Genomic DNA, 24,740 nt, shown 5'->3' with positions numbered 1-24,740 from the left:
TTGTTTGTCTCGCCCCCTGTGAATGGGCGGGCGTTGTTGCCTCCGCCACTACGGTTAACGTGAAACCTTACCTGAATTGAATCACATGAACTCACCCCAAAAACGAATCGGATTTTGCGGTCGCACCCGTCGAGAATTTCTTTGGCAAGCCGGTGGTGGCTTCGGTGCCGCTGCGCTCGCATCGATGTTTGCCGCCGATGGGTTTCCGGGAGCTTCCGTTCACGCGAGCGACGCCGGTTTGCCTTCCGGCCCGATGACCTATCGGAATCCGCTCGCCGCCAAGCCGCCTCATTTCGCGCCCAAGGCCAAGTCGGTGATCTTCCTGTTCATGTACGGAGGTCCGAGCCATATCGACACGTTCGATTACAAACCGAAGATGAAAGGCATGGACGGCAAGACCGCTGACGTGGCCACCTTCGGTCGCGGGGGACACAAGTCCGGCGGTCGAATCGTCGAGCCACGTTGGGATTTCAAGCAACACGGCCAATGCGGCAAGTGGGTCAGTTCATTGTTTCCGAACGTCGCCGAGCATGTCGATGACATCGCTTTCTTGCACTCGATGACGGCCGACTCGCCGATCCACGGGAGTGCCATGTTGATGATGAACAGTGGCAAGATCTTGTCGGGCAGTCCCGCCCTCGGTTCGTGGGTCAATTACGGTTTGGGCAGCGTTAACGAAAACTTGCCAGGGTTCGTTGTGATGCTCGATCCAACCGGCGGCCCGATCAGCGGTGCCAAGAACTGGAGCAGCGGCTACATGCCGGCAACCTACCAAGGCACCGTCTTCCGTAGCAAAGGAGCCCCGATCCTTGACTTGGCACCGCCGTCTGATTTGCCGCCGGGAGTCCAACGGCAACTGATCGACTCGATTCAGACCGCCAACGCGGATCACTTGGCCGAACGCACCGGAAATGATGATCTCGCCTCACGCATCGCCAGTTACGAACTCGCGTTCAACATGCAGACGACGGCCCCCGACGCGGTCGACTTATCGACCGAGGACGCCGCAACGCTAGAGATGTACGGCATCAATCAAGAACGAACCAAAGACTTCGGCACCCGTTGCTTGATGGCCCGGCGATTGGTCGAACGGGGCGTCCGTTTCATTCAGCTCTACAGCGGCGGTGCGCACAACGATGACAATTGGGACGCACACGGAGACCTGGAAGCCAACCACAACAAGCACGCCGGCAACACCGACCTACCTGTCGCCGCTTTGCTGAAGGATCTCAAGCAACGTGGCATGCTCGATGAGACATTGGTGGTTTGGGGCGGCGAATTCGGACGCCAACCGACGGCCGAATACGCGCAAGGCAGCGGCCGTGATCACAACTCATTCGGGTTCACGATGTGGATGGCCGGTGGCGGAATCAAGGGCGGCGTCAGTTACGGGACGACGGACGAGCTCGGTTCGGCGGCGGTCGAGAATTCGCTGCATGTCAAGAACCTGCATGCCACGATCCTGCATCAACTCGGTCTCGATCCGAATCATCTCTCGTATTTCTACAGTGGTCTGGATCAAAAGTTAGTGGGCGTCGAAGAAGTCCAGCCGATCCACGACATCATCGCATAGCGTTCGATCGGAAAGAATCGGCCTCGTGCCGGTACAGGAATTGCGGCCGTGAATCCCCTTTCCCGCTGCTCGCCCGGTGCTCATGCAATCACTTCGTCCGATTTATCGCTGGATCGTTTCCCACGAACTGGCCACGATCATCCTGCTGGCGGTGATCGGAGCCGGAACGTGGGGTTTCGTTTCGATCGCCGATGAAGTTTTCGAAGGCGACACGCATCGACTCGATGAATCCATTTTGCTTTCGATGCGAACCCCCGGAGATACATCCGATCCGATCGGACCGAACTGGTTCGAAGAAGCCGGACGTGACGTCACCGCGTTGGGAAGCGTCGCGGCGTTAACTCTCTTCACGGCTTCGTTCGGCGGGTATTTGTTCGTAAAAAAACAACCATGGGTCGCCGTCTTCGTGGTCGTCTCGATTGCTGCTGGCACGGGAGTTAGCACCGCGTTGAAATCCGGCTTCGACCGACCTCGGCCGGACTTGGTCCCTCATGAAACGCAGATCTACACCAAGAGTTTTCCGAGTGGCCATTCCGCCATGTCCTCGCTGGTTTACTTAACGCTCGGAGCCGTGATGGCGAGAGCCGAACGGGACCGGCGAACCAAGGCCTTTCTCATGATGGTGCCAATCTTTCTTGCAATCTTGATCGGCGTCAGCCGCGTCTACATGGGCGTTCACTGGCCCACCGACGTGTTGGCCGGATGGCTGTTCGGGATCACTTGGGCAGCCGCCTCGTGGTTGGTCTTCCGCTATATTCAGCGCCGCTATGCGCTCCCGGTTGACGCGGAGGATCCACGAGCGTAGCTATGCTGATTTGACGAATGACCATGAGATTCAGAATTGGGATTTCGAAGTGATCTTAAGCGGGACTATTGGCTTGGAAGTAGGGATCGAGCAGTTGCTCGAAGCCTACCAACTCGATCGGCGTCTTCTTCGGCAATGGTCTCGGCGATGGCTTCCGAAGGCAGTCGGCGAGCGTCGGTGACGCGGTCCGAGCGAGCACGAACTCGCCACTCGCCGTCAAACAGGCTGATGTCGCCCCCGATGCCGCCGCTGACCCACGAACGTTCTGATCGTTCGCCACCGTGCAAACGGCGAGCGAACGAAACTCCGTCGAGAGAATTCGTGACAGGAAGCTCAACGCCCGCCAGTTCACAGATCGTCGGGTACCAATCAACGATATCGATCAAGTCATCGACCACAACTCCCGCTCGAATTTTTCCGGTTTGCCGCACGATCATCGGAATGTGCGTGCCGGCGTCGTTGAGATCCGACTTTCCGCCCCGCACCAACCCTGCATCGGTTTGGCGAGGTGCTTTCTCGTCGGTCCCGTTATCACCCATGAAGATGACAAGGGTGTTTTCGGCAATACCGAGTCGATCAACTTCGGCGAGGATGCGACCACATAGTTGGTCCATGTAACCGATCATGCTTCCCAGCGAAGCGGCTTGATTGCTCGCCTTGTCATGAGGCGTTTGAATGATCGGCCAGTGTGGCAAGAGCATGTTGTGATGAATGTAGAAGGGTTGTTTCGCGTCGACCGCAGCACGCATTTGATCGATCACATAATCTGCCAATACATCGGGGCCGAAGCGATCGGCGATGTCGTCGCGGATGACACCGTCTTGATTAAAACAGGGGTTCCAATAGCGGGTCGTTTTCGATCCCTGACGCCAAATCTGCCAAACGCACCAAGAGTCAAATCCCGCGTCACGACAGTGCAGTGGATGGTACTCCAAGGCGGCGAGTTGCCACTTGCCGGTGACCGATGTCTGATAGCCGGCCTGGCGAAGCAGGCGGGGGTAAGTCGTCCAGCGACCACGGAAATCAACGGCTTTCTTCGTCCCTTGATGAACGGGAAGCACGCGGTCGTATCCGTGCCGTGAAGCGTAGACGCCGGTGTAGAGGCTCATCCGAGACGGCGTGCAGACGGGGCTGGTGTAAGCACGCGAGAATCGCATGCCCTGTTCCGCCAAACGATCTAGGTTGGGGGTCGCATAGTCTTGACCGCCATAACAACCGAGTGTCTCGTAGCCTAAATCGTCCGCGAATAACAGCAGGATATTGGGTGTGTTGTGACTGGTCTCGGCGGGATCTGCGACGTTGGTTTCCTGTTTGTCCTTGAGACCCGTTTCGTTCTCTAGTGATTTCAAATCATCATCGCCGACCGGGATGAACTGCACCGCGTCGGCGATCACGTATCCGTTGGTGTCACGGTTGGATATTTCGACGCTCGCGGATTCGCCAAAGTGATAACGACCCAATGAGTTGAACCCGTCCTTGCCGCTGGTTCGCTGGCTCACCGTTATCTGTTTTTGGTCGCCATCGAACCCGATGGTGATTGGAACATTGGTCGCACGATTTGCGTTGGGAGGCCAACTGACCCGAACTTCATAAAGCCCCGGTTCGGGGACTTGTGCCGTGAATTTCGCAACGCATTCCCCTTTGGCATCGTTGCCGTCGTGAACATAGGTTGGGCCGACGCGAGGGTGAGTGACGTTGTTGGTTTGCCAGGGGCCGATCAATTCAGCGTCATCGTCGTCGACTATCACGCCAGGCAAGCTTTTTGCGTCGATGCCCGTTCCGCCGCCTCGATGCCGCCGCGGTCCGATGTATTCGAGAATTTGACCGTCGTGTAGTAACCGCTCACGCAGTCGATCGTAGGGGACATCCTGAACGGCGACATCACTTTGGATCGCGTGCGTCGCCGCCGTCGCGGCACTTTGGCCGAGCAGCATGAATACGGGTTCCATTCGGATCGATCCGAACGCGATGTGGGTGGAAGATAACGCGACGGGAACCAATAGATTCGTGCATTCGTCTCGGCGAGGGGTCAACGCTCGATAGGCGATCGGGTACGGTTCGACCGGAATCTCGACGTTGCCTTCGTTGCGAACGGAGTCGTCAATGACGGTCATCTGACAATGGTGTGAATCCATGTTGTAAGACGCCAATCCGACCGAATCCTCGGGGACTTCATCGCCTTGGCAGTTGCGCTGCGTCATCACGTAGTCACTGACCATGCGGCGACCCTCGCGGATGTAAAGCTGATGGGTCCAACCACTCGTGTCGACATAATCATTACGCGGCAGCCCCCATTTGCGAATTTGCGAGCGGTATGGTTCGGGGACGCGGTCGCTGTTAGCCAAGAACCACATCACACCGATTTGGTAGTTGGCATGGGCTTGGAATATCCGTTCCCGCTCGGTCCAGCTGGCGTCGGGCCAGTTGTAATTTCCGCCGACGAAGTCGATGAAATACGCTCCGCCGAACAGATGATGATTGTTCGTGTCGAGGCTCCAACCGATCTTCGGATCGGCCCCCGATTCAAACAGACGGGCCAGGATCTCGTATTGTTCTTCTTCGTAGACGTTCGGTTTGGGAAACGGCAGTGGGTCGTCTTTCGTCAACCACATTCGAAAACAGAACGCCTGAATCCGATCATCGCCGTCCCCGGGAGTTCCCGGATCGTCGTTGACGCGGGGCAGCAGGCCGCTGGAACGATCGCCGGGAACGCGGTAGGGATCGATAGGCGTTGGAAAGTTGTGGCCGCCTTTGCCCGGTGTCCGGATGCCGTTATAGGTTTCGCCATAGACCGAGTTTGCTTCGCGTCCGGCGTGCCAGGAGACACCTGCGCGAGCCAACAGGTCGCCTTCGTAAGTCGCATCGATGAATTGCTTGGCCCGTACCTGCAAGCCGTTTTCCATCGTGATCGAAACGATCCGTGATCCTTCTTTGTTCACTTCATCCAAGTGAGCGAGTTTCTCAACGATCACCTTGGTCGGTGCGAGCAGTTTGTCGAACGCGGCTTCGGCTTCGGAGGGTCGAAAGTTGCGTTGTCCGATTAATTGATAGAACTCGCGAGCGATGCCCCCGCACACCGATGCATCGCCACCGTCGGTGTGACTCAAACCGCCCGAACTGAGCCCGCCTAAATGTTTTCCCAATTCCAAAAGTACCACTCGTTGCCCCATTCGATCCGCTTGGATCGCCGCAACCACGCCGGCGCAGGTACCGCCGTAGATGCAAACGTCGGTCTCGATCATTCGTGGTTCGACTTTCTCGGGCGGGTAATAGTAGCGAAGGCCGGCAATGGCGGGCTCAGGAAGATCTTGCGGATGAAGCGATATCTCGTCGGCATCAAGGATGAGCAGCGGAAACGCAACCAGTAGCGTGGTCGCAAGAAACAGTGAGCGTATGATCATGAGCATCAATTGAATCAAAAAGCACTTGAGAATGGTTGACAGGCAATTCGTCGCCTGGGAACGCTTTGGTCCGAACCGGGCGTGTTATCATACTTGATTCGGCCGTTGACTACCTTCTTCCCGCGCGAACTGATGCTATATCGATTTCCTGGCGTTTGCATCTTGGCTTCTTTGCTCTTTTGGTGGAGCTCCGCCCTGGGGGATCAACCGAATGTGCTCTTGATTATCGCCGATGACCTTAATTGCGCGATCGGTCCTTACGGCGATCGCTCCGCCATGACACCGAATTTGGACAGACTCGCCGAGCGCGGTTTGGTTTTTGAGCGAGCTTACTGTCAACAGGCTGTTTGCAATCCGTCGCGTTCTTCGTTTCTGACCGGGCTACGACCCAATACCGTCAAGGTGGACGATTTGCGAAAGAGCTTTCGTGAGACGGCTCCTGGCGGCTCGACCTTGGTGACGTTGCCACAGCATTTCAAGAACCACGGGTACTTTTGCCAAAACATCGGGAAGATGTTTCATAACATGGGCGAGACCCAAGACCGCCGATCGTGGTCGATCGACGAAGTGCTTCACAGCGGCACGCACGCCGCAGACACGGTGTACAACAACACGCCCGTGGCGCTGCGGACATTGAACGTGAAGAAAGCACCCGTCGTCGAGGCGCTCGACGTACCCGACACCGCTTACCGCGATGGACAGATCGCTAACCTAGCTGCCGCGATGCTGCGGGATCATCCGCCGGACGGTCAGCCATTCTTCCTTGCCGTCGGATTTTGGCGTCCGCACCTGCCCTTTGTCGCGCCGAAGAAGTACTGGGACGTTCACGATCCCGACGCGATCGCACTTCCCAATCCGGCACGCGTGCCAATCGATGCGCCGGAGATCGCGTTGCATGATTCGAGAGAGATACGAGGGTACGGCGGCGTGCCCGGCGATCGGCCTTTCACGGACGAAGAGATCAAGCATTACCGACACGGATACTACGCTTCGATCACGTTCATGGACGCCCAGATCGGTGAGATTCTCGACGCACTCGATGAGGGAGGACACCGCGATGACACGATCGTGGTCTTCACGTCCGATCACGGTTTTCACATCGGCGAGAAATCATTGTGGGGCAAGACCAGCAATTTCGAACTCGACGCCCGCGTGCCGCTGATCATTGCAGCCCCAGGCGATTCGGTCGGTCATGGTCAAAAAACAAAGTCGCTCGCCGAGCTTGTCGATCTCTATCCCACCTTGGCGTCACTGGCCGGGATCGATGACGATCTCAACTGGCGTCTCGAAGGGCAAAGCCTCGCTCCGGTGGTGGCTGATCCTAGCGTTAGCGTGAAGGAAGCTGCTTTCACTCAACACCAACATCCGTTCTACGGCTCTCCAAAAGATTGGAAAGCTTGGGGCTATTCGATTCGGACCGCTGATTGGCGATACACCGAATGGCGGGCGATTGGCAGCGGTGAGATCATCGGGCAAGAACTTTATGATCACGTCCATGACCCGAGTGAGTCGCAAAACGTCGCCGAACAAAAGCCGGAGCTCGTTCAATCGCACTCAGCGCAGCTTGCCAATCATTTCGGCCTCTGAACGCGTCGGGCTTGGATGGCCTGGGAATGATGCCGTGGATGGTTGCGTTCTTTGGGATCCTGGTGATTCCGCTGGGGCTGGTTCACATCGTCTTGATGATTTCGCAACCTGTGCTCGTGCATAGCTGGTGTGCGTTGTGTTTGTTGGCGGCTTTGATCATGCTGCCGATGCTGCCTCTTGAAGTGGACGAAGTCGTCGCGATGTGCCAACACGTGCGTCAAGCCAAAAAACGAGGCGACCGTGGCGGATCGCTTTGGACGATCTTTTGGAAAGGCGGCAGCGGCGAAGGCTGTACCGATGAAGACCGTGCTCCGGCGATCATCGAATTGCCAGCCAAGCCGTGGCAGGTTTTTAAAGCATCGCTGTGGGGCATGAGTTTCCCTTGGACGCTCATCTCGGCGACGTTCGCGGGACTCATCGTCGTATTCTTACCCACTTGGTTCGCCGTCGACGTCGAAAGCACGGCCGCCGACATCTCGCATCTGGGTGGTGCGTTGATCGTCACCGTCTCGGTCATCTGCATGGGCGAAGTCGTTCGGATCGGGCGATATTTGAACTTGCTGCTAGCGGCCATTGTCGGGATCGGCCCATGGCTTTTCGAAGCGACAACAGGATACGCGATGTCCTGTAGCCTCCTTGCTGTGGTTGTCATTGCGATGTCCATTCCCCGGGGAAAAAAGACGCAAACTTACGGCAGTTGGGATCACTACGTCCGCTAGCACTCGCTACCAAACCAAATCAGCTCCAGGCGAACCAGAGAGCCGAAATGGTTGAACGCGTTGATCGATCAACGGTTGGTCTGGTTTGAATGACTGTCGTGTTGTTTCATAAACATTGATTTCCACGTTTGCATTCGCGAAAAGAAATCATCCATCGCGGCTAAAACTTGGTCCGAGGGACCTTCCCAATGGAACCCGCTGGTTTTGCCTTGGTGTCCTCGTCCACCAACACGACCGTCATCTCTTGATCACCGGAGGGGCCATCGTCAGACGGCTTTTGCTTAGAAAGTGTAACCGTATGTAAGGTGTGGTCTTGCCAAGGTGTCGTACGATGGTTCATGGCTTTGCGCAGCCGAGTCTCGATTTTGTCTGCCTTGTAGTCTGCTTCAACGATGACGGAACCGGTGTATTGTCGATAATCTAGGCTGAACATCGTCAGCGATTTCAGATCTTTGGGCGGATCAATGCCGTAACGTTTCTTCATCCAGCCCTGGACTGCTTGCGTGATACTGGGTTTCTCCTCACGGAGTTTGTTCCACATGGCGGAATCGCTCAGTGATTCGTAATCAACATGAATGAGCCACTGGGCATCCGCAGGAACATGAGTCGGGTCGAGTTTGTCCGCGTTGGCCGACGAAAGACCAATCGCTGTGAGCATGAGCACAGCTACGATAACAAGAAGCGTTCGTCGATGAATCGTGTCAGTGTTGGTTGCAGCGATCATGGGTAAGTTTCCTTGGGTAAGACGGAATGCAAGTGTCTAGCAGCGAGTGCTGCTTACTGAAACGGGCGTCGGTGGATTTCAAACCCTCGACATCGCAAGGCCGCTGCGATCAGTGTTCCAAAAGACAACTTACAAACGTCTTTTACTTCCATCGCCATCATTCCGAGTCATGCTTCCGAAACCATGGAAAGCGTCGACAATGGCACGATCCACCGGACGCGTCGCTTCAGGTTAGAATCGTGCAATGCCTGTTTGCATAACACTCGCGATATACCCCTTGCTGACGAGAATCCGGATGGACGATTTCCAACCTTTGCGTCGAAATTTCTTGTGCACTTCTGGAGCGTTGATGCTCTCGAGTACCTGTTTCGCCGAATCAAAATCGAAGCAGCCTGAAGTGACTGCCGAAATCATCGAGACGAAACAGATCAGCCCTCGGCCGATGGAGTACTGTGGCTGGCCGACGCTTGCGAGGCAAACTTCTGGAAAGCTGATGTTGGCTTGGTCCGGAATGCGTGAACAGCATGTTTGTCCTTTCGGAACCGTTCAATGGATGACTTCCGACGACGGTGGGGCGTCGTGGACATGGCCCCGCACCTTGATCGATAGCGTCATTGATGACCGGGACGCCGGCGTGTTGCAAACGGCGAAGGGATCGATTCTGGTCACCTCGTTCTCTTCATTGGCATACGAAAGCATTCTGGCCAAAGCCGAGAAAGAGGGTTCATGGCCGGAGGATCGACTGAGTCGTTGGCGTTCGGCCGGATACCGTGTTGGGTCCTCACAACGCAAGGCGGAACTGGGGACCTGGTTGATTCGATCAACCGATGGCGGAATGAGTTGGTCGTCCCGGGTGGACAGCCTCGTCAACAGCCCGCATGGACCGACACAGCTGAGCGACGGGAGACTGCTTTATGCGGGGAAGCAACTTTGGCACGACAACCCACGCGTGGGTGTGGCGGTTTCCGATGACGATGGCATCTCTTGGCAATGGCTCGCGGAGATCACTGCCCGCCCAGGCGACGAGCCGAATCAGTACCACGAGTTACATGCGATCGAAGCCGCTGACGGACGAATCATCGTTCAGATCCGCAATCACAATTCAGCCAATAGCGGCGAAACATTGCAGTGTGAGTCGATCGACGGCGGACAAACCTGGAGCACACCTCGTGCGATCGGCGTGTGGGGACTGCCCTCGCATTTGATCCGCCTCGCAGACGATCGCTTGTTGATGACTTACGGTCATCGTCGCGTGCCATACGGAAACCTGGCTCGTCTGAGTGACGATCAAGGCCGGACGTGGTCGTCGCCGCTAACGATTAGCGATGACGCGAGCAACGGCGACCTGGGATATCCATCGACCGTCCAGCTCGATGACGGACGCTTGGTAACGGTATGGTATGAAAAAACAAAGTCCCAAGCCTACGCGGTGCTTCGTCAAGCCACTTGGCGATTGACTTGACGCTTGTTCGCCACCACGCCACCCATTCAGCCGCAACATGATCGCGATCGGTTTCCGCGAGAATCACATACGGTCGACTTGAGGCTGATTGCCGCGTCGCCCTCGGATTGCCCAAACGCAAACGCGGTGGCGGATTCGTTCGGCGGAACAAGGTAGACGTCCGATACGCAAAGAACCAAGCATTTTCTCTAGTGCATGCAGGTGGTTACCCCTCACCCGATGCCGTTTCCAGCCATTCTGAAGTTCTGTCGACGATTCGACACAACGTCGCTCGGGCACTTAGGTGTTTTAGAGCGTTCGCACGGTTAGATCGTCCATCAGGTAGCCCACTTCAAGCGGTCGATTGGAAGTGAAGTCGGTTACGTCTCGAAAGATGTCCTCATAAGACTCAGATGAGTCTTTCTTCAAAGTTAGCGATGACATTGCGGTTGGCGGTGTAAAGAAATCTTGAGTGCTCCACCCCGTTTCGAAGAACGAATCGCTTGCACCGTTGCCGGTGAAGTCGGAATGCGTGTTTGTGCCGATCTGAGCAACCAGCATCGACGACATGACGTCTGAACGAACAGTGCTGCTTTGGACAGCAATCGACCCGGTTGGATCGACTACCACAAACTGCGTGCAATTGGCTTGGAGTTGTGCCCAAGTCAATGGCGATGGATGCGTATTGCCCCACGGGTTAAATAAAGTGAAGCGATCTGTCGATGCATTGTATCCAGTCACAACATAAGCATGCCCACCGACTAGTCCCGATCCCGCATTACCGATCGTTCCCAAGGTGATCGCGCGGTTTGCATTGAGCGCTGCGATCATCGATTGCTTTGTTGATGAGTTGAACGAATAGCTCGTCGAGTTGTATCCCAGAACTTGCGCGTTGACATCGGACATCCAGCCACCTTCAATGGCTTGATACCGGTTCGTCCCGTCGCGACCTGAGTTGCCGGTCTCGTTCCACTGGCTGTACGCTTTCTCAGCCAGTGCGATCCAAAGCGTCGTTGAGTTGCTCGCGGCGCTGAGGCCCCTTCCTGAGTAGGCTAAAGTACCGTTCCAGTAGGTCGGCAACTGAGTGTTGACGGTTACATAATCAGCGGTTCCCGTACCGGATCGAAAGCCGGCACTGACTTGCCCGGAGGATGTGAAGAAACCGCCAAGTGCACCGGCGTAGAAACGAACGGTAAATGTACCGTCGCCGTTATCGATGAACATGTTTCGAACGGCATCAGGATTCGATTGCGCAATCGAGGCGACCGAAGCAATGAAGTAGCAATCGCCCAATGCACCCTGTTTGGCATCCTGCAACGCGGGAGCAGAAGCGAAAAGTGTGCCTGTGGCAGCTCGGTAACTGAGGTTGGAACTCGTTAGTGACGGCAGATCGGTCCCAAGGAACCACTTGTCGACAAGATTATTGAGAAGCGCGGCGCTGCTTCCGGCGACAAGATTACCAGCCGATTGGCCTCGATAGCGAAGGTTGGCCGGATTGCTGTTGACCACATCCTTACCAAGCTCTCGAACATGAGTAGGCATTGCATAGTTTGAGTTCGCCGATACCAAAAATCTTAAGTCGGTCAGTTCGGTGGCGTTGACATTGTCATCGGCACCAGCGCTTCGCAGAATTCCGATCACATCGACACGGCTCAATTCACCGTCGGCGTATAGTTGTGTCACCAACGAAGAAATGGATGCGTCTCGCAGTCCTGAAGCCGGTGTCGGCGTTGAAATACGTACCGAGGTCGTGGCTGACAGCGACCCGACACGCGCGGTGATGGTCGCGGAACCAGCGGCGGAGCCAGCGGTGAACGTTCCGCTGCTAGTGATGGTTCCGAGAGTCGATGTCCAAGAAAGGCGAGTCGATGACGGGATGGTCATCGCTCTTTGAAACTGATTGAACCCTTGGACGCTGAAGTTCTGCTGGGCACCGACGAGCATGGTGCTTGATCCCGTCGCGACACTGATCCGAGTCAGGGTCGAGGCAACCTCCAGTGGAACGTTGATCGTTCGTCCGCTAGCAGCGATCCTGACGGTGTAGTTTCCTTCTCGGCTGAAGGATACGGTCGCCTGTGCGCCGCGTGCATTGACAGCAGCCGTTCCGCCTGATGGAGCGGACGCTGAACTCCAAGAAAACGTTGGCTGTGCCTTCATGGGCTGACCGAATTGGTCTCGAGCTTGTGCGATGATTCGAGTGCTCGTACCCGTTAGGCTTGAAGCGGTCGCAGGGGAAAGCGACTGTCCGGTCGATCCGACCGCCGCAATGCTCCTAAAGACTTGGTTTACCGTGAGCGATACCGTTTGGTTGTAGCCGCCGGCCGATGCGCGAAGAACATAGGTTCCAGCACGTGTGAAACTAATCGTCGCCGCGTTACCCGAAGTGCTTGCCTTTGCCGAGCCTCCCGAGGGTCCTGAAATCTTCGTCCACGCAATGGGCTTGTTCACGACCATGGGTGATCCGAACTGGTCCCGACCTTGTACTGTCAAACGATGGCTCGTGCCGTTGACCGAGATCGACTTTTGCGATTGAACGTTCGCTCCGGTCGTTGCGGCCAAAGAGAACGTTGTCAACAATTGACCGACGCTCACTGGCACCAATTGAGTACGTCCGGCGACACTGGCCCGAAGAACATAAGCACCCGCTTTGGAAAAACGAACCGTGACATTGTTGGCACTTTGCGACAACGCAGGAGATGCTCCCGATGGTTTGGAAGATACATTCCACGCGATTTTTGGCTGCGTTTTCATTGGTTTGCCGAACTGGTCATACGCCACCGCTTGCAATGATTGGGTCAGGCTGTTGGTCGACAATCCGTTGGTGTTGATCGCGGTTCCGCTCGTGTTGGCGGCGCGGATACTGGTAAGCGACTGCTTCACATCAAAGGACACTAAATGATTCAACGATCCAGATTTGATCCGCAATGTATAACTACCGGCTCCGGTAAAACTCACTGTGGCTGTGGAGCCAGCCATACTGACCTTGGCGTTTCCACCGGAGGGTTTGCTGACAACGGTCCAGGAGAGCGAAGGCAGCGGTGCAAAAGTTCGATTGAACTGATCAACACCTGTCACGATCAATCGTGTTGAACTCTCTTTGACTGTCACAGGCTTTGACGAATTCAAAGAATTTCCTGCTGACGTTCGCAATGACAGTGATTTTAGCGACGCTTGCACGTTCACATCGAACTGGTGACTAACATTCCCACTGGAGACGCGTAGACCGTATACTCCCGTCCGATTGAAGGTGGCTGTGGATGCGGTACCGCTTGTTGTCACCGAAAGTCTGCTTCCGGAGGGACTATTCACCGCTCGCCAACTCACGGATGAAGCCGTCGGCATGGTACGTCCAAATTGATCGAGTCCGACGACCGTGAAACGTTCAACAGGTCCGGTTGAGTTGATTCTGGCGTTTGCCACTGCCGTCGCTCCGGTCGATGTGCGGACACTAAGCGACGTTAGAGTGGATACGACTCGAAAGCGAAGTTCACTAGAAGTCGCCAAGCCATTGAGATCGGTGATGGTAACCCGAACGCCATAGTCACCGGGCTTCTTGAACGTGAGAGTATTTGACTTAGCGAGATTGTCGTTGTTTCGCAGGTAGCGAATCGGCGCGCCACTCGGAGCGGTCACCGTTTGCCAAGTGTACTTTAAATCGCTTTCCCCTTCATTGTGTTGTCCTAGGATCGATAAGTTGGCAGACTGTCCGGTAATCGTCGAGCCGCCGACAATGGTCAACGGTTTTGCAATACTCGGTGCGGATGCGACTTGAGGACCTGCGAGAACATAGTCGGGGGCGGTGTAGTCGGCTTGAAGGTCGGCGACATAACCATCGAGGACATCCAGCGCCATCATCGCTCGCTGTTCAAGTCTCTCGAACGACAGTTTTCGTCCCGTTCGATCTTTCCAACGATTGGAAGTTCCCTGATAGAGTCGCTTCGACATCGAGTTCTTCTCTTGGATCATCGTTCGGCACAGGCCTCACTCACTCGGATCGTTGAGGGAGAAATGCGGATGCTGAACGCAGACTGAGTGAGCGTGTACTTTGAACGAAAGGGACTCGCGAGAACCCTCGCGACCCAACAGCAAAGCTATGCTAGAAACGACCTGAACGAAGTAACATTACGATCGAGAGGGCTAGCAATGCAAATCACATGCAGTCGAATGGAAGAGTCGTATCGATTGAAACGGTTGTATCAAGGTTTGGAGAAGCATCTCGTTGATTTGCATACCTAGCACTTGACTTGACACACCGGCATTTTGATCTTTGTGCTTGCGAAGACTGATAGACGGGAAATCTGCCGGGATGAGTACTGGCAACGCCCAAGTTTCGATACAATCAACGTAAATTCCGCCGGAAGATGTATCATTCGCAACGAAAAGTGGTTGAGCGGTTCCGACCTAACTGCGAAAACCTTGGGCATGACTTTTGTTGCCATGAAGCCCGCTCGAGGATCGTTTGTTCGAATAGAATGAGCGTCAATGGCAACACAATCTTTCTTTGACAGCCTAACCAAATGAGCGAACGATTTGAAAGTCTTGATTACCGGCGTCTGCGGTTTTGTTGGCCATTGGATCGCCAAAGTGCTAACCGAGTCCGACTCGGGGATTCAACTCGTCGGGATTGACAATTTGAGTCGTTCCGGCAGCCAATCCAACCTGCCTGAATTGAAACGGCGTGGCGTACGGTTCATCCACGGTGACCTACGCTGTGCTAGCGATTTGGAGGTGTTGCCGAGTGTTGATTGGGTGATCGACTGCGCTGCCATGCCCAGCGTGCTGGCGGGAACCCTCGGCAATGGATCGGCCCGCCAACTGCTCGAACACAATCTCGTCGGCTCCCTGAACCTGCTGGAGTACTGTCGAATTCGTTGCGCCGGACTGATCTTGCTCAGCACCAGCCGGGTTTACTCGTTGAAGCCATTATCCGAACTACCGTTGCTGGCAAGCGGTGGTGCGTATCAGCTCAATTCGGCTGAAGAAAATTTGCCGCCGGGGGTTTCCGCAGATGGAATCGAGGAGACTTTTTCAACCCTCCCGCCGGTCTCGCTGTACGGGGCGACGAAGGTCGCAAGCGAGACGATCGCATGTGAATATGCGGCCATGTTCAATTTTCCTTTGCGAATTAATCGCTGTGGTGTGCTCGCGGGCGCGGGGCAGTTTGGTCGCGCCGAGCAGGGCATCTTCAGTTATTGGATTCACTCCCATTTTGCCCGACAACCGTTAAAGTACATTGGTGCTCACGGCACGGGTTTTCAAGTTCGAGACTGCCTGCACCCGCTTGACGTTGCCACGTTGATTTCCCAACAAATCAATGCGGGTGACACACCTGGTAAACCAACGATTGTCAACGTCAGCGGCGGTATTGAATCGGCGTATTCGTTGTATCAGCTAACGCAGTGGTGTGATCGTCAATTTTCGCCACACAAGGTTGAATCAACCAACGAGAACCGTCCGTTCGATTTGCCTTGGATTGTCCTAAACAACAAACTTGCCCAATCGCATTGGCAGTGGGAGCCGTCACGCAGCACCGAACAGATTCTCGACGAGATCGCCACGCACGCCCGCGCCAACCCTGACTGGTTGAAATGCTCAAGATGACTTCACCACAGCTTTCAATTGTCATTCCGGCGTACAATGAAGAGGCCAATATCGGACCTTGCGTTCGTGAACTGCTTGAATTGTTGATCGATCAGGAAGCGATCCAGACGGAAGTAATCGTTGTCAACGATAACAGCCACGACGATACCGAAGCGGAAGTTCTAAAGCTAACTGAGCGATGGCCGACGGTACGATTGGTCCGCCGCCAGCCGCCGGGTGGTTTCGGTCGCGCGTTGCGGACGGGACTGCGATTCGCCCGTGGCGAAGTAATCGTGATTTACATGGCGGATCGCTCAGACCATCCACAGGATGTCCTGCGTTACTTTCGCACGATCCACGAAGGTTACGATTGCGTATTTGGTTCTCGGTTCGTCGCGGGATCGGAGGTCAAACGATATCCAAAAATCAAGCTGGTCGTCAATCGAGTCGTCAACAAGTCGATTCAATGGATGTTCTGGACAGACATGAACGACCTGACCAACGCCTTCAAAGCCTATCGACGCGAAGTGATCGAACATTGCGGTCCATACCGTGCTTGCCATTTCAACATCACATTGGAGATGTCGCTCAGTGCTTTGATTAGCGGCTATCAAATTCGAGAAGTGCCCATCAATTGGGAGGGCCGCACATGGGGTTCAAGCAATCTACGGATGCGTGAGATGGGACGACGATACCTGTGTACTTTGATGATGTTATTCTTTCAGCGCATTTTGATGTCTGACGACGTGCAGGCTGAACGTCTTCGATCGCTGGACACCGCAACTGAAGTTTTTCCGAACTCACCGACCGCCCCCAACTAAACGAACGAATGAGCGATCCGCAGCCGAGTTTCCCTTGGGGGCGATCTCTAGCGTTGTCATGTGCAATTGCTGGTGTGATCATTGCTTGCCTACCCCGTGCCTTCTTTCTCTCGGTTCTTTCACGCGGATCGGGTGATTCGGCCGAAGTTATCGTTGATCTATTGCCCAGGCTCGCAGCGTTCGTCGCAGTCGCAGGATTCGCCTTGGCTTTCGTGGCATGGAAATGGGGCACGCAAATTGATCGCCTACTTGATCGCGTCCTTACGGAATTGCATCTAGGATCATCATCACCCGTTTGTTCGCGTGAAATGTGGAAATGGGGTTTGGTGTGTGCGATTGTGGTCTTGTCTTTTGACTGGCGCGCATTGGTTTGGGGTTACTTTGAATCGGACGATTTCAATCTGTTAATTGATAATCGCAGTTTGCCGCTGCCTGATTTGATATACGCCGTGATGAATGATCATATTTATCCGATTGGCCGCCTGATCATTCGCGGCCTGCACTGGATGTTTGGCACGAACGCGATATTTTACAACTGTATCTCCGTCGGATCACTCGTGGCATTAGTTTGGTCAGGTTGTTTGTATCTGCGCAGCAGCGGCGTTTCTCGATTGGGGACGTCGGTTTTCCTTCTGCTACTCGTATCCTGGACGATGTGGGGTGAACTAACCTCCGGTGAGTACATATTGTTATTTCATGAATCGTTCATGACGGCCGCCTTGTTAGTAGGATGGGCGACGATCCGATGGCGCGAAACATCTCAGCTTCGCTACAGTATTTTCACTGCTATGCTGGTCGGGTACTCATGCTTCATGAATATCAGCGGTTTCTGGGTCGCTTGTGCCGCGTTGGTATTTTTGGCTTGCGAAGCATGGGGGCACTGTCGACGCTCTCGTGGATTGGATGCTGAAGCCGTTTCATTGCGTTGGCTCAGCCAATTTGCCGCGATTGTGATTCCCATATTGCTAGCGATTGTGTTTTACAATGACGCGTATCATCGACCTGGCGGGCCAACGTTTTTGTCTTCGGCCGGTGAACGTCATGGTCTCGGTGGTCTGGTTCTGCAATGGACGTACACGATCTGCACCGCTCTGCTATCAATCTTAATCGCGATCCCCCATCACCTGATCGATTTTGGCGCGATGGAGATTTCGATGGCGTTCAGCCTACTTTGCATTGCGGGAGCGTCGGCATACGCTTGGCCAGAGCTGGTTAAACGATCGCTGCACTCTCGATTCGTCGCTATTCTGTTGATCGTTAGCGGGGTGACCTTGATGGTTTGTTTGGGACGACCAACGGTGGGGCTTGGGAACGTCGTACCGCCGAAGTATTTATTCATGCCAGTAACGCTATTTTGCCTCGTGTTCGCGTTTTTGTTCGATGGATGGTGGTATCGGTTGCCCGAGCGAGGTCGACCGTTGTTTCAAAAATTGTGTCTGATTGGTGTCGCATTGGTTTGGTCGTCTCAGGGTGGTGCGAGCATTTGCGGTCATTTCGGAGTGCCGTTTTTCGAGACAACACGCGGGGGTGAAATTCGCGAACACCGGCGTGAATACGCTGCGATGCAACAAATCAAGGAAACCCTTTTCGTACCGCTGGAGCAGGCCGTTCGTGGCAACTTGGCGATCCCTGAAATACCAGGCTCAACCCTGGGAACCAGGTATCCTGAACTCGCCTTTCCCTGGCAGTACCAGCCCGCGATGTCATATATGCTGGACGTTTTAGCCGACGATCCGTCGCGTTTTGAAGTGCTGTTTCCCCAGCAACAATCCTATCCACCGGTGACGGTAACGCGAACACTGAGAGACGACGTTAGCCCTGAGTTTTTAAAGCTATTGCAAACTAGCGAGCCGGCGAGACAGTTGTATGGTTTGCCTACGACGCTACAGCCAATTGTCGCGAATGTCATGCCGGATTCAAGCACGCCGCAGGTCACGATCTCAATTGACAAGGTGCCATCGGGATTCAAATTGGGAGTTGGCGAAGTAATCGTAGACGACCACACTGGAATCCGCATCGAGTATCCGGAGTGGGCTCCGGAAGAACGTTGCTATCTTGCGATTCGCTGGCCGAGCACAGAAAGTGTTAACCATCGGAACGTCACGGTTTCCGTGGATTCGGAATTATTCGGTGAAACTACGGGCCATCTACTAGAAACAAGATTCGAAGTGGGTGAATTAGAAATCTACGATTTGTTAACGATCCCGAGTTTTGCCCTGAATGAGACGATAGAATCCGTGACGTTGCATTTCCGCAAATTGCCCGCCGCAATCCCGTCGGTACGCGTGCTGCGTTGTGACAGCGTTCGCCGAGAAATCCACCGCTGAGTTCTTGACGGTTTCGCTGACCTCGATTTTCTTGAGTCGATGATGTGAGAGACACCTCAACGGTGGCCAGCGGCGACTTTGCTCAGGCAATATTCAAGGGCGTGACGTTGGTTCGCGATTATTCCAATAAGCAATGAACCATGATTGAAGCTCAATGAGTGATGTTTCCTTTCTATCCAGCTACGGACCAGATGCCGTCCTTAAAGTGCATGCGACGCCCGGGGCGAAACGTGAATCGGTCGGTGGAGTTCACGACGGTGCGCTTCGCGTTTGCGTCACCGCACCGGCGGACAAAGGGCGAGCCAACGAAGCAATCATCAAAGCCATCGCAAAATCGCTGTGTTTGAAGCCGCGTCAAATCGAATTGACAAGCGGCCTAACAAGCAGACGCAAAGCGTTTCGTATCGTCGATGCACCGTCGGACCTTTCCGAGCGTTTGAGCCAATTGTTGAATCCCAAACCTTAGAGGGTCGAGACCGTTCGATGATCCGCCGATTTTAAGTCGACCAAGTGGGCGAGAATTGCATCGGCCGCTTTGACATAGGCAGCGAAGTTGCCAGCATCGAGCTTTGTCAAAGAACAAACTTCGATTATCAGGTTTGTCTCGTTCGCACTGCTTCCCCATGCAATTTGTAGTAAGATCGGCTATCCCTAGAACGGTTAGATAGAATCCAACGAGGCAGTTTGGATTTCTTCGAAACCCGGCTCGATTCCAGAGGCGGACCAGGACGATTCTTCGGTCAGCGCGATGTCTACCATGCTTGGTGACGTAATGTCCGACTCGATCGAAGTTGCCAAAACCCGTCGAGGCGTTTGGTTGACCTCTCCAGGACTTTCCTCACGAATTGGCTCGCCAGCGGTTTTCCAAGGCATGGTACTGGTCGCGGTATACTCTCCCGAAGCAATACGCTGCATTGAAGTCTGCGATAGATGATTGATAACGATCAGGGCATCCAGAGCACTGACATATCCGTCGGCGTTGACGTCCAGCAAGGCATCCGTGTTTGGAAGAGGTTCGCCCTCGGCAAACTGATTGCGATTCAATGCATTGATGACCATCAATGCATCGAGTGCTGTCGTGACGCCGTCGCCGCTGGTGTCTGTTGGTTGAAAAATGTTATTGATAAATCGTTGACCCAGCGTGTCATAGCCCTTTGAAGAACGAATGAGAATAATCCGCTCACTCGATTGCGGCTCAAAAATGATCGCATTCAGCGTGCCGGCGATGACGTCCGCCCTTGTCGCTCCGTTGGCAAATTCGCCGATCGATTGAAGGTTACCATCGAGTACGCGAATGTTTTCAGTGAACGACCCACCTCCTACCGAGGACACGGTAACGGTGGTGTCAGCCAATGCTCTGAATATGATCGCAGTGGGAATTCGATCACCTGGGATGATGTGATAGGTCGCGACAATCGATGGCGTGAATATTCTCGTCTGAATCTGGGGCCGATCATCATCTTCAATCACCCCTTGGGCGAAAGCATTGGAAATCGTCGCGTCACCGCTCGCGTTGCTGAGGGTGACCTGGAATCCTTCATTTTGTTCAGAAGTTGTGTCGCCCAAGACTTCGATAGAAACTTCTTTTCGGGTTTCACCCGGTTCGAACGTGATTGGTCCCGATGGGAACTCACCACCTACAAAATCACTGGCATTGGCCGGATTCGCACCAACACCCGAAGTGGAAAATTGCACTGTCGTTTGTTCCGAGTTCGATCCGCTTCGCTCGACAGTGAATGTGAACCGCGTTGTTCCGCTATTGCCCTCTGCTTGGTTGGCGTTCAATGCAGTGATCGCGAGGCTGGATGGTGAGATAGTTTGGTCATCGTTGGTGATCGTGCCGGTCGCGGAGGCCGGAGTACCGACGTCATATGAAGCGGCATCGGTGATCGTCAGCATGATCGTCTCATCGGGCTCGACGGTGGAATCGTCGGTCGGGTTGACGCTGATCGTGGTAGACGATTGCCCGGCCGGGATCGTGACCGTTCCCGAGAGCGCCGTAAAATCGCTGCCCGAGTTGGCCGTGCCACCGATCGTGTAGTTGACCGCCAGCGCGGCCGTGGTCTGGCCGGTTCGTGTGAAGGTATAGACCAGCGCGCTGGTACCGTCTTCGTTGACCGCCGACGGGGCTACTGCAACGGAGACGGTCGGAGTGACCGCCGCCACGTCGTCGTTGGTGATCGTGCCGGTCGCGGAGGCAGGGGTTCCGACGTCGTACGCAGCGGCGTCGGTGATCGTGAGCATGATCGTTTCATCCGGCTCGACGGTGGAATCGTCGGTCGGGTTGACACTGATCGTGGTGGACGACTGACCGGCCGGGATCGTGACGGTTCCCGAGAGCGCCGTGAAGTCGGTGCCCGAAGTGGCCGTACCACCGACCGTGTAGTTGACCGCCAGCGCGGCCGTGGTCTGGCCGGTTCGTGTGAAGGTATAGACCAGCGCGCTGGTACCGTCTTCGTTGACCGCCGACGGGGCTACTGCAACGGAGACGGTCGGAGTGACCGCCGCCACGTCGTCGTTGGTGATCGTGCCGGTCGCGGAGGCCGGGGTACCGACGTCGTACGCGGCCGCGTCGGTGATCGTGAGGATGATCGTTTCATCGGGCTCGACGGTGGAATCGTCGGTCGGGTCGATGCTGATCGTGGTGGACGACTGACCGGCCGGAATCGTGACCGTTCCCGAGAGCGCTGTGAAGTCGGTTCCCGAAGTAGCCGTGCCTCCGACCGTGTAGTTGACCGCCAGCGCGGCCGTGGTCTGGCCGGTTCGGGTGAAGGTATAGACCAGCGCGCTGGTACCGTCTTCGTTGACCGCCGACGGGGCTACTGCAACGGAGACGGTCGGAGTGACCGCCGCCACGTCGTCGTTGGTGATCGTGCCGGTCGCGGAGGCAGGGGTTCCGACGTCGTAGGCGGCAGCGTCGGTGATCGTGAGGATGATCGTTTCATCGGGCTCGACGGTGGTATCGTCGGTCGGGTTGAGGCTGATCGTGGTGGACGATTGACCGACCGGGATCGTGACCGTTCCCGAGAGCGCCGTAAAATCGCTGCCGGAGTTGGCCGTGCCACCGACCGTGTAGCTGACCGCCAAGGCGGTCGTGGTCTCGCCGGTTCGGGTGAAGGTGTAGACCAGCGCGCCGGTACCGTCTTCGTTGACAGCCGACGGGGCTACTGCAACGGAGACGGTCGGAGTGACCGCCGCCACGTCGTCGTTGGTGATCGTGCCGGTCGCGGAGGCCGGGGTACCGACGTCGTACGCGGCCGCGTCGGTGATCGTGAGGATGATCGTTTCATCGGGCTCGACGGTGGAATCGTCGGTCGGGTCGATGCTGATCGTGGTGGACGACTGACCGGCCGGAATCGTGACCGTTCCCGAGAGCGCTGTGAAGTCGGTTCCCGAAGTAGCCGTGCCTCCGACCGTGTAGTTGACCGCCAGCGCGGCCGTGGTCTGGCCGGTTCGTGTGAAGGTATAGACCAGCGCGCTGGTACCGTCTTCGTTGACCGCCGACGGGGCTACTGCAACGGAGACGGTCGGAGTGACCGCCGCCACGTCGTCGTTGGTGATCGTGCCGGTCGCGGAGGCCGGGGTACCGACGTCGTACGCGGCCGCGTCGGTGATCGTGAGGATGATCGTTTCATCGGGCTCGACGGTGGAATCGTCGGTCGGGTCGATGCTGATCGTGGTGGACGACTGACCGGCCGGAATCGTGACCGTTCCCGAGAGCGCTGTGAAGTCGGTTCCCGAAGTAGCCGTGCCTCCGACCGTGTAGTTGACCGCCAGCGCGGCCGTGGTCTCTCCGATTCGGGTGAAGGTGTAGACCAACGCGCCGGTGCCGTCTTCGTTGACGGCCGAAGGGGCTACAGCAAGCGAGACGGTGGGTGTGACCACCGCCACGTCGTCGTTGGTGATCGTGCCGGTCGCGGAGGCAGGGGTTCCGACGTCGTAGGCGGCAGCGTCGGTGATCGTGAGGATGATCGTTTCATCGGGCTCGACGGTGGTATCGTCGGTCGGGTTGAGGCTGATCGTGGTGGACGATTGACCGACCGGGATCGTGACCGTTCCCGAGAGCGCCGTAAAATCGCTGCCGGAGTTGGCCGTGCCACCGACCGTGTAGCTGACCGCCAAGGCGGTCGTGGTCTCGCCGGTTCGGGTGAAGGTGTAGACCAGCGCGCCGGTACCGTCTTCGTTGACAGCCGAAGGGGCTACTGCAACGGAGACGGTGGGAGTGACCACCGCCACGTCGTCGTTGGTGATCGTGCCGGTCGCGGAGGCCGGGGTACCGACGTCGTACGCAGCAGCATCGGTGATCGTGAGCATGATCGTTTCATCGGGCTCGACGGTGGTATCGTCGGTCGGGTCGATGCTGATCGTGGTGGACGATTGACCGACCGGGATCGTGACCGTTCCCGAGAGCGCCGTAAAATCGCTGCCCGAGTTGGCCGTACCACCGACCGTGTAGTTGACCGCCAAAGCGGCCGTGGTTTCGCCGGTTCGTGTGAACGTGTAGACCAGTGCACCTGTGCCGTCTTCGTTGACAGCCGACGGGGCTAAAGCAAGCGAGACGGTGGGTGTGACCACCGCCACGTCATCGTTGGTGATCGTGCCGGTCGCGGAGGCCGGAGTACCGACATCGTACGCGGCCGCGTCGGTGATCGTCAGCATGATCGTTTCATCGGGCTCGACGGTGGAATCATCGGTGGGGTCGATGCTGATCGTGGTGGAAGACTGACCGGCCGGGATCGTGACCGTTCCCGAGAGCGCTGTAAAATCGCTGCCCGAGTTGGCCGTGCCACCGACCGTGTAGTTGACCGCCAAAGCGGCCGTGGTTTCGCCGGTACGTGTGAACGTGTAGACCAACGCGCCGGTGCCGTCTTCGTTGACGGACGATGGGGCCACCGTGAGCGAGACGGTCGGTGTGACCACCGCCACGTCGTCGTTGGTGATCGTGCCGGTCGCGGAGGCAGGGGTACCGACATCGTACGCGGCCGCGTCGGTGATCGTCAGCATGATCGTTTCATCGGGCTCGACGGTGGAATCATCGGTGGGGTCGATGCTGATCGTGGTGGACGACTGACCGGCCGGGATCGTGACCGTTCCCGAGAGCGCTGTAAAATCGCTGCCCGAGTTGGCCGTACCACCGACCGTGTAGTTGACCGCCAGCGCGGCCGTGGTTTCGCCGGTTCGTGTGAACGTGTAGACCAACGCGCCGGTGCCGTCTTCGTTGACGGACGACGGGGCTACCGCGACCGAGACAGTTGGCAATGATTCGTTAATCGTCACCGTAGCTGACGAAGCGGGAATCGAACTATCAAACGGAAACGTGTAATTAAACGCGGCCGTTCCAGCCGCCTTTGCCGTGAACTTAGCTTCGAACAAAGGGGAGAAACTCGCCGGGAAATCCGGTGGTGGAACGAAGTCGGCAAACTGAACTTGGATGTATTTCGTCGTTCGAGCATCGCCATCGTCGGAGCTTGCGGATTCATCAAATAGACGAGGATCCACAACCTTGAACGGCACGGACTCCTGCGATAACGTCGCATCACTGAGAACAAAATCGACTTTGCTTGGATCAAAATGAAGCCGAATTGCGACACCAGTCGTCAGCTCCGGTGGAGTCGTTGCGTAATTGGTTGCGATCGTAAATTGATCACTCACCTGGACAGTCTGCGACGGTTGAGCAGCCGTAACCAGGACCGCCAGCAATCGTCGGCTCTCAAGACGTTCGGCCGTTAATCTTCGACGTCGTTTCATTTGCTTGCGCATCG

13 protein-coding genes are annotated in these 24,740 nt (G+C 55.9%); 9 read left to right on the top strand and 4 right to left on the bottom strand.

The window, feature by feature from the left end:
* The first annotated feature begins 85 nt into the window (after positions 1-85).
* Together Pla100_RS00505 and Pla100_RS00500 are read left to right on the top strand one after the other, a co-directional pair.
* Entirely contained in the window at positions 86-1,573 is a 1,488-nt protein-coding gene (locus tag Pla100_RS00505; RefSeq protein WP_146575757.1) for a DUF1501 domain-containing protein, read from the top strand.
* Positions 1,574-1,655: 82 nt separating this feature from the next.
* Positions 1,656-2,378, top strand: coding sequence for a phosphatase PAP2 family protein (locus Pla100_RS00500; protein ID WP_146575756.1), 723 nt, complete (start codon positions 1,656-1,658; stop codon positions 2,376-2,378).
* A gap of 65 nt (positions 2,379-2,443) precedes the next feature.
* Here the strand turns inward: Pla100_RS00500 and Pla100_RS00495 are convergent, their stop codons facing one another.
* Entirely contained in the window at positions 2,444-5,779 is a 3,336-nt protein-coding gene (locus Pla100_RS00495; RefSeq protein ID WP_231602496.1) for an FAD-dependent oxidoreductase, read from the bottom strand.
* A 219-nt stretch (positions 5,780-5,998) separates the two neighbouring features.
* Between Pla100_RS00495 and Pla100_RS00490 the strand changes: the two genes are divergently transcribed.
* Complete coding sequence (locus Pla100_RS00490; protein WP_231602495.1) at positions 5,999-7,366, top strand: sulfatase; 1,368 nt, start codon at positions 5,999-6,001, stop codon at positions 7,364-7,366.
* A 26-nt stretch (positions 7,367-7,392) separates the two neighbouring features.
* Complete coding sequence (locus Pla100_RS00485) at positions 7,393-8,085, top strand: hypothetical protein (protein ID WP_197167611.1); 693 nt, start codon at positions 7,393-7,395, stop codon at positions 8,083-8,085.
* A 160-nt stretch (positions 8,086-8,245) separates the two neighbouring features.
* Here Pla100_RS00485 and Pla100_RS00480 read toward each other — a convergent pair whose 3' ends face one another.
* Positions 8,246-8,809 (bottom strand): hypothetical protein, encoded by a 564-nt coding sequence (locus tag Pla100_RS00480; RefSeq protein ID WP_146575753.1) that lies wholly within the window; start codon positions 8,807-8,809, stop codon positions 8,246-8,248.
* A 349-nt stretch (positions 8,810-9,158) separates the two neighbouring features.
* On the opposite strand from Pla100_RS00480, the gene Pla100_RS00475 reads away from it, so the two are divergent.
* Entirely contained in the window at positions 9,159-10,271 is a 1,113-nt protein-coding gene (locus Pla100_RS00475) for a sialidase family protein (RefSeq protein ID WP_197167610.1), read from the top strand.
* A gap of 288 nt (positions 10,272-10,559) precedes the next feature.
* Here the strand turns inward: Pla100_RS00475 and Pla100_RS00470 are convergent, their stop codons facing one another.
* The gene (locus tag Pla100_RS00470; RefSeq protein ID WP_197167609.1) at positions 10,560-14,195 is read right to left on the bottom strand and encodes a C2 family cysteine protease; all 3,636 of its coding nucleotides are present in this window, start codon (positions 14,193-14,195) and stop codon (positions 10,560-10,562) included.
* A gap of 585 nt (positions 14,196-14,780) precedes the next feature.
* On the opposite strand from Pla100_RS00470, the gene Pla100_RS00465 reads away from it, so the two are divergent.
* From Pla100_RS00465 to Pla100_RS00450, 4 genes are all read left to right on the top strand, one after another.
* The gene (locus Pla100_RS00465; RefSeq protein WP_197167608.1) at positions 14,781-15,851 is read left to right on the top strand and encodes an NAD-dependent epimerase/dehydratase family protein; all 1,071 of its coding nucleotides are present in this window, start codon (positions 14,781-14,783) and stop codon (positions 15,849-15,851) included.
* The gene (locus Pla100_RS00460) at positions 15,848-16,651 is read left to right on the top strand and encodes a glycosyltransferase family 2 protein (protein WP_146575750.1); all 804 of its coding nucleotides are present in this window, start codon (positions 15,848-15,850) and stop codon (positions 16,649-16,651) included. The genes Pla100_RS00465 and Pla100_RS00460 overlap by 4 nt, the downstream gene beginning before the upstream one ends.
* A 344-nt stretch (positions 16,652-16,995) precedes the next feature.
* Positions 16,996-18,978, top strand: a complete 1,983-nt coding sequence (locus Pla100_RS00455; protein ID WP_146575749.1) for a hypothetical protein — start codon at positions 16,996-16,998, stop codon at positions 18,976-18,978.
* A gap of 154 nt (positions 18,979-19,132) precedes the next feature.
* Positions 19,133-19,444, top strand: coding sequence for a DUF167 domain-containing protein (locus tag Pla100_RS00450; protein ID WP_146575748.1), 312 nt, complete (start codon positions 19,133-19,135; stop codon positions 19,442-19,444).
* A gap of 194 nt (positions 19,445-19,638) precedes the next feature.
* Here the strand turns inward: Pla100_RS00450 and Pla100_RS00445 are convergent, their stop codons facing one another.
* Positions 19,639-24,726: a Calx-beta domain-containing protein gene (locus tag Pla100_RS00445; RefSeq protein ID WP_197167606.1), complete on the bottom strand. Its 5,088-nt coding sequence runs from the start codon at positions 24,724-24,726 to the stop codon at positions 19,639-19,641.
* Between the last annotated feature and the right edge of the window lie 14 nt (positions 24,727-24,740).

Origin of the sequence: Neorhodopirellula pilleata, from assembly GCF_007859915.1 — a bacterium.
Lineage (GTDB): Bacteria > Planctomycetota > Planctomycetia > Pirellulales > Pirellulaceae > Rhodopirellula > Rhodopirellula pilleata.
This window is presented reverse-complemented; position numbering and strand designations above follow the sequence as displayed.

Coding starts and splice junctions, on each gene's coding strand:
- Pla100_RS00505 (WP_146575757.1), top strand. CDS start 86: ATGAACTCACCCCAAAAACGAATCGGATTTTGCGGTCGCACCCGTCGA.
- Pla100_RS00500 (WP_146575756.1), top strand. CDS start 1,656: ATGCAATCACTTCGTCCGATTTATCGCTGGATCGTTTCCCACGAACTG.
- Pla100_RS00495 (WP_231602496.1), bottom strand. CDS start 5,779: ATGATCATACGCTCACTGTTTCTTGCGACCACGCTACTGGTTGCGTTT.
- Pla100_RS00485 (WP_197167611.1), top strand. CDS start 7,393: ATGATGCCGTGGATGGTTGCGTTCTTTGGGATCCTGGTGATTCCGCTG.
- Pla100_RS00480 (WP_146575753.1), bottom strand. CDS start 8,809: ATGATCGCTGCAACCAACACTGACACGATTCATCGACGAACGCTTCTT.
- Pla100_RS00475 (WP_197167610.1), top strand. CDS start 9,159: ATGCTCTCGAGTACCTGTTTCGCCGAATCAAAATCGAAGCAGCCTGAA.
- Pla100_RS00470 (WP_197167609.1), bottom strand. CDS start 14,195: ATGTCGAAGCGACTCTATCAGGGAACTTCCAATCGTTGGAAAGATCGA.
- Pla100_RS00460 (WP_146575750.1), top strand. CDS start 15,848: ATGACTTCACCACAGCTTTCAATTGTCATTCCGGCGTACAATGAAGAG.
- Pla100_RS00450 (WP_146575748.1), top strand. CDS start 19,133: ATGAGTGATGTTTCCTTTCTATCCAGCTACGGACCAGATGCCGTCCTT.
- Pla100_RS00445 (WP_197167606.1), bottom strand. CDS start 24,726: ATGAAACGACGTCGAAGATTAACGGCCGAACGTCTTGAGAGCCGACGA.